General features: G+C 68.7%; 2 protein-coding genes. Both read left to right on the forward strand.

Going from position 1 to position 5,256, the window contains the following annotated elements; translation table 11 throughout:
- Nucleotides 1-4,848: dermonecrotic toxin domain-containing protein (locus K675_RS0129400; protein ID WP_017907035.1), on the forward strand; the 4,848-nt coding region annotated here is incomplete at its 5' end.
- Nucleotide 4,849: 1 nt separating this feature from the next.
- A partial coding sequence (locus K675_RS0129405; RefSeq protein WP_026145640.1) for a dermonecrotic toxin domain-containing protein occupies nucleotides 4,850-5,256 on the forward strand: 407 nt, incomplete at its 3' end.

The following is a 5,256-nucleotide window of genomic DNA, read 5'->3' on the forward strand; positions in this document are numbered from 1 at the left end:
TGCCTCAAGCGCGGCCAGGCCTCCAGGACCGCACTGGCACGACACCTCGACGGCTTCAAGAGCGTCAGCGAGTTTGCCGCCCCGCGGCTCGCCCAGGCCCTGCGGGACCACTACGGCCCCGGGCTGGACGTGCACCAGGACCGGCTCAGGCACGTACACATCCTGGCCGCCGCCACCCTCGGCAGCCCCCGGCAGGAAAACATCGTCGTCCAGAGCCTGCTGCAAGCGGCCCTGCAGAATTTCGAGCGCGGCGAAACCGGGCCATTCGGGTTCGACCGCGGTTCGGCCATCCTGCGCAAGACCACCCTGCCCCTCAGGCATGCGATCACCCCGCGGGACTTCGCCAGCCTGGCGCGCCAGCTCGACCTCGGCGGCCAGTACAAGCAGCACATCGAAGGCTACCTGCTGTCCAGCGAGACGGGGCAACCCGGCCGCTATCGCCAGCTCTTCGAACAGCAGCAGCGCGACGAACTGGCGCTGCAGGCCGAGATCGCCCTGTTGCAGGGGCACCTGGACCCGGCCGCCCACCAGATGCTGCAGAGCCTGCTCGATCCGGCGCGCAGCGCCACCTGGCACGGCCAGCCGGTCACCTGCAGCTACCTGACCCTGCTCGACTTCGCCAACCCCGGCAGTGGCCATGGCGCCCTGCTCAAGGGCGTGCTGCTGATCGAAGGCCAGGCTCCGGCGGGCAGCGCGGCCAGCCCCTGCGTGCTCTACCTCGCCGACGACCCGCAAGAAGCCGTGCGCCAGTACGCCTCGCGCCAGGCCGTGCACGACGCCCTCCGGGAGCGGCTGCGCCGCACGCGGTACCAGGCCTTCTTCAAGCGCTACGTGCACGTACGCAGCCAGCCGGTGTTCTTCCAGGCCCTGGCCGAACGCCTGAGCCCGCCGGACCGTGCCAGCGGCCAGCGCAAACCGGCGGCGGATGCCGACCTGCACCTGCGAGCCTACTCCCTGGGCGACGCGCCCCTCGACGAGTTCTGCGTCCTGCAGACCGTGAAGCGGCTCGACGACGCCCGGATCACCGCCGTGCCCACCGACGACGAGGACAGAAAGACTCGCAACGCGCGCCTCGCCTCACTGCTGGGCTGGACCGAGAACCTGCTGTTCCTGGTACCGGGGTTGGGCGAGGCCATGCTGGCGGTGGCCGGCGGGCAACTGATCATGCAGATCTTCAACGGCATCGAGCAATGGCAGCACCATCAGCGGGAACAGGCCGTGCTCGGCTTCCTCGGCGTGGTGCTGAACCTCGAACTGCTCGGGCTGGGCACCGCCCTGCACGCCGATTTCGAGGGCGCGGACTTCATCGGCGGGCTGCACCCGATCGAACCGGCGCCGGGCAAGCGGGCCCTGTGGAAACCCGACCTGGGCCCCTACCGGCACGACCTGCCCGACCTCCCGGGGAACCGGCCCGATGCCGCCGGCCTCACCCACCAGCAGGGGGCGGCCTACCTGGGCCTGGAGGGCCACCACTACCGGCTCGGCACCGACAACGGCGTCAATCGCTTCCACCTGCGGCATCCCGAAAATCCCGACGCCTATGCCCCGCTGCTGCGGCATAACGGCAAGGGCGCCTGGCAACTGGAGTTCGAACGCCCCTGGCAATGGCAACGCCCCCAGCTGTTCTCCCGGCTCGGCCCGGACGCCGCCAGCCTGGACCCCGGCTCCGCCGAACGGGTGCTGCAGGCCAGCGGCATCGACGACAGCCTCCTGCGGCGGATGCACATGGACCTGCAGGCGCCGCCGGCGCTGTTGCAGGACAGCCTGGTCCGCTTCAGGCTCGACCAGGACCTGGCGAACCTGATCCGTCGCCTGCGCAGCGGCGGCGCGGGCGACGGCTCGCTGGACGAGTTGCACATGGAACTGCAACTGCTCACCAGCGAACCGGTCTGGCCGCCAGACCGGGTTCTGCGCCTGCTCGACCGCAAGCGGGCGCACATACAGGAATACCCGGTGGGCCAACCCGCCCAGGTCAGCCGCATCGATCTGCAATGGCCCGGCCTGGACGCCAACCGCCTGCTGGGCAAGGTACTGGAAGGCCTCGACGAAAGCGAAATCCGCAGCCTGCTGGACGAGGAATTCGGCGCCGGCCCGTTCAGCCTCCAGACCCGCACCGCCAACCTGCGGCGCAAGCTCGCGGCCCAGGCGATCGAGCGCCGGCAGGCCCTGTTCGATTCGCACTACCGCTATCGGACCCAGTCGACACTGCCCGCCGCGGCCCTGATCCAGCGCGATTTTCCCGGCCTGTCGACGGCGATCGCCGAAGAGCTGGCCAACCACGCCCAGCCGCTCGAAATCCGGCAACTGCTCGCCTCCCGGCGCCTGCCGCTGCGCCTGGCCGAGGAGGCCCGCCACTACCTGCGCGCGCAACGCCTGACGCGTGCCATCGAGGGCCTGTACATGCCCTCCGTGCACAACCCCGACAGCGACCGCCTGATCCTGCGCCTGCTGCGCAAGCTGCCGGGCTGGCCCGCGCAGGTCCACCTGGAAATACGCGAGCGCACCTTCGCCGGCGCCCTGCTCGACAGCCTCGGCGACGCTTCGGCCAGCATCCGCAAGGTGCTGGTGCGCAACAGTGGCCGCTACGACACCTACGACGCGAGCGGCCAGGACCTGCACGCCGCCGACGACCTGTATGCCAGCGTCCTGCACGCCCTGCCCGATGCCGAGCGCCAGGCCCTCGGTTTTCCCGGTACCCACGAGGCCGAAGGGCTCAGGCGGCACCTGCTGCAACAGCCGCTGCCGCCGCGCCGGGAACTGGAAGCGCTGCTCGGCCTGCCCGCCATCCGCCCCGGCTACCGGCCGCCGATGCGCCTGGCCGATGGCCGGGTCGGTTTCCCCCTCAGTGGCCGGGGCGTGGGAGCAGGGTCGCCGAGTTCGCGTTCACAAGCCTTCATCGAGTTGGCCGAGCGGCTGTTCCCGGACAACGTCTGGCAGACCGTGCAGGCGTTTTTAGGGTTGCGCGGCCTGAACGAAGGCGCCGCCGTCCGGCGCCTCGAACAGTTGCAGGCCGAGTACGACACCTTGTCCGGCGAGCTGGATGCCTGGGTCGGCGCCGCGCCGGGCTCGACCGAGAACGAACGGGTGCGCAGCCAGGTGGCCGACAGCATCAGGCGCTGCTGGCAGCGGGCCCCGGCCTACACCTCGTCACTGGGCGGCTACCACTTCAGCCTGTTTGCCGCGCGCGACATGATGCCCCTGCCCATACTCTCGGCGGACTTCAGCCACGTCAGCGAGTTGACGCTGTTCCATGGCCCGTCGAGTGTGCCGGGCAACCTGGACGCGTTTCTCGGTCGCTTCCCCCAGGTCCGGCAACTGTCCCTGCGTGGCGGAGTGCTCAGCGACATCCCCTCGACCCTCGAATCGATGGCGCAATTGCGGCACCTGGACCTGAGCAACAACCGCATCGTCCTCACCCCGGAGAATGCCGCCCGGCTGTCCACCCTCACCCGGCTCAGAAGGCTGGACCTGAGCCGCAACCCGACGCTGGGGCACGCACCGGATTTCAGTTCCATGAGCCAACTGGTCTACATCTACCTGAACCACTGCGAACTCGACAGTTGGCCGAGCGGATTCGAACGACTACGCGGGCTGGTCCTGCTGGACCTGCGCGCGAACCGCCTGGCCCGGGTTCCCGCCAGGCTGCTCAACACCAGCCAGGAGGGCCAGCGGATCGCCCGGGCCATCAACCTGATGAACAACCCCATCGAAAACCTCGACGAAGTGGCCGACTACTACGATGAGACCGATATCGACCTGAACCTGGCGCTGCCGTACGACCTGCAGGAAGAAGACCTCTCCAGCGACGACGAACCCGCCCACAGCCCGCACTCGCCACGCGATCCGGTCTCGCGGGACGAGACCGCCTGGTTGCAGGACCTCGATCCCCGGCAACAGGAGGATTTTCGCAACGACTGGATGCAGTTGGCCGGCGAAGGACTGCCGCAGGAGTCCGAAGCGTTCTTCCGGGTGATCGACGACCTCAGGACCTCCGCCGACTACGGCGATACCCTCATCCGCCCGCGCCTGCTCGACAAGGTGCGGCGCATGGTCCGCGCCGCGGTCAGGGACACCGCCCTGCGCGAGAAGCTGCTGCTGCGGGCCAACGCACCGCAGGCCGATGCCTGTGCCGATGGAATCACCGTGGTGTTCAGCGACATGGGCCTGGATGTACTGGAGCATGAGGCCTATGCCCAGCCGAGCCCGCAACGGATCGAGGCCAGCCTGCTGGAACTGGCGCGGGGCAAGTCGCGCCTGGAGCGGGTCAACCGCCAGGCCCGGGCCGAGATCGATCGCCGCGTGGCCGAGGGCCTCACCCCCGATGAGGCGGAGGTCTACCTGGCCTACCGCATCGGCCTGGCCGAACGCCTGAACCTGCCCTGGCAGGCGTCGAAAATGCAGTTCCGCTCCATCGCCCACGTCGAGCCCACGCAACTGGACGCGGCGTACGCGGCCATCGTGGAGCAGGAAAAACAACCCATGGACAGAATCAGGGAGGCCCTGCGCCAGCCATTCTGGAAAGACTACCTGGAAGTGCAGTACCTGCAGGAACTGGACGAGAAGAAGGCCCTGCGCGCCAACAAGGGCAGTGCCCTGGAAGACCTCTACAGCGCACAGCAGCGCTGGTTCGCCGATGGCAACCTGCCGGAGGCCGAAAAGGCCCGGCTGAAGTCGGCGATGCAGGCCTCGGCCCGCCTGCTGGGCCGCTCGCCCACGCAAGTGTTCGCCCGCAGCATGACCGATGCCGAGTACCAGGCCGTCTACACCGCCATTGCCCGAGAGTACGAGGACGAACTGGAACGGCTGACCGGGCAGTGCCTGCGGGAACAGCGGCAGGAGGTGGCCTGAAATGACCCAGAAGCCCCAAGATCCACCGCTGCCCCACGCCCGCTTCATCAGGCGCCGCCTGCCGGGCTGGCTGACCTCCGTCAGCACCGAGCAACGCGCCCGGCTGCGCGAGGCGCTGATCACTTGCCACCGGTCCGCCACCGCGGCCCGCATCATCCTCGACCCGCTCAAGAGCCTGGACAGCTTTGCCGAACCCATCCTGGAGCAGGAACTCAAGGCCGACCATCCCGAACTGCGCGACATGCAACTGGCCACTATCGACAAGCGCTGGCATCGCGACAGTTTCCTCTGGAAGCCCATCTACGATGCCAGCCCCGAGCACAGCCTGCTGGAGGCCGCCCTCTACAATTTCGAAGAACGGGAAACCCGCAGCGGCGCCTTTGGCAGCGGCTCGAGCCTCTACCTCAC

This window comes from Pseudomonas fuscovaginae SE-1 (genome assembly GCF_000364705.1).
GTDB lineage: Bacteria > Pseudomonadota > Gammaproteobacteria > Pseudomonadales > Pseudomonadaceae > Aquipseudomonas > Aquipseudomonas fuscovaginae_A.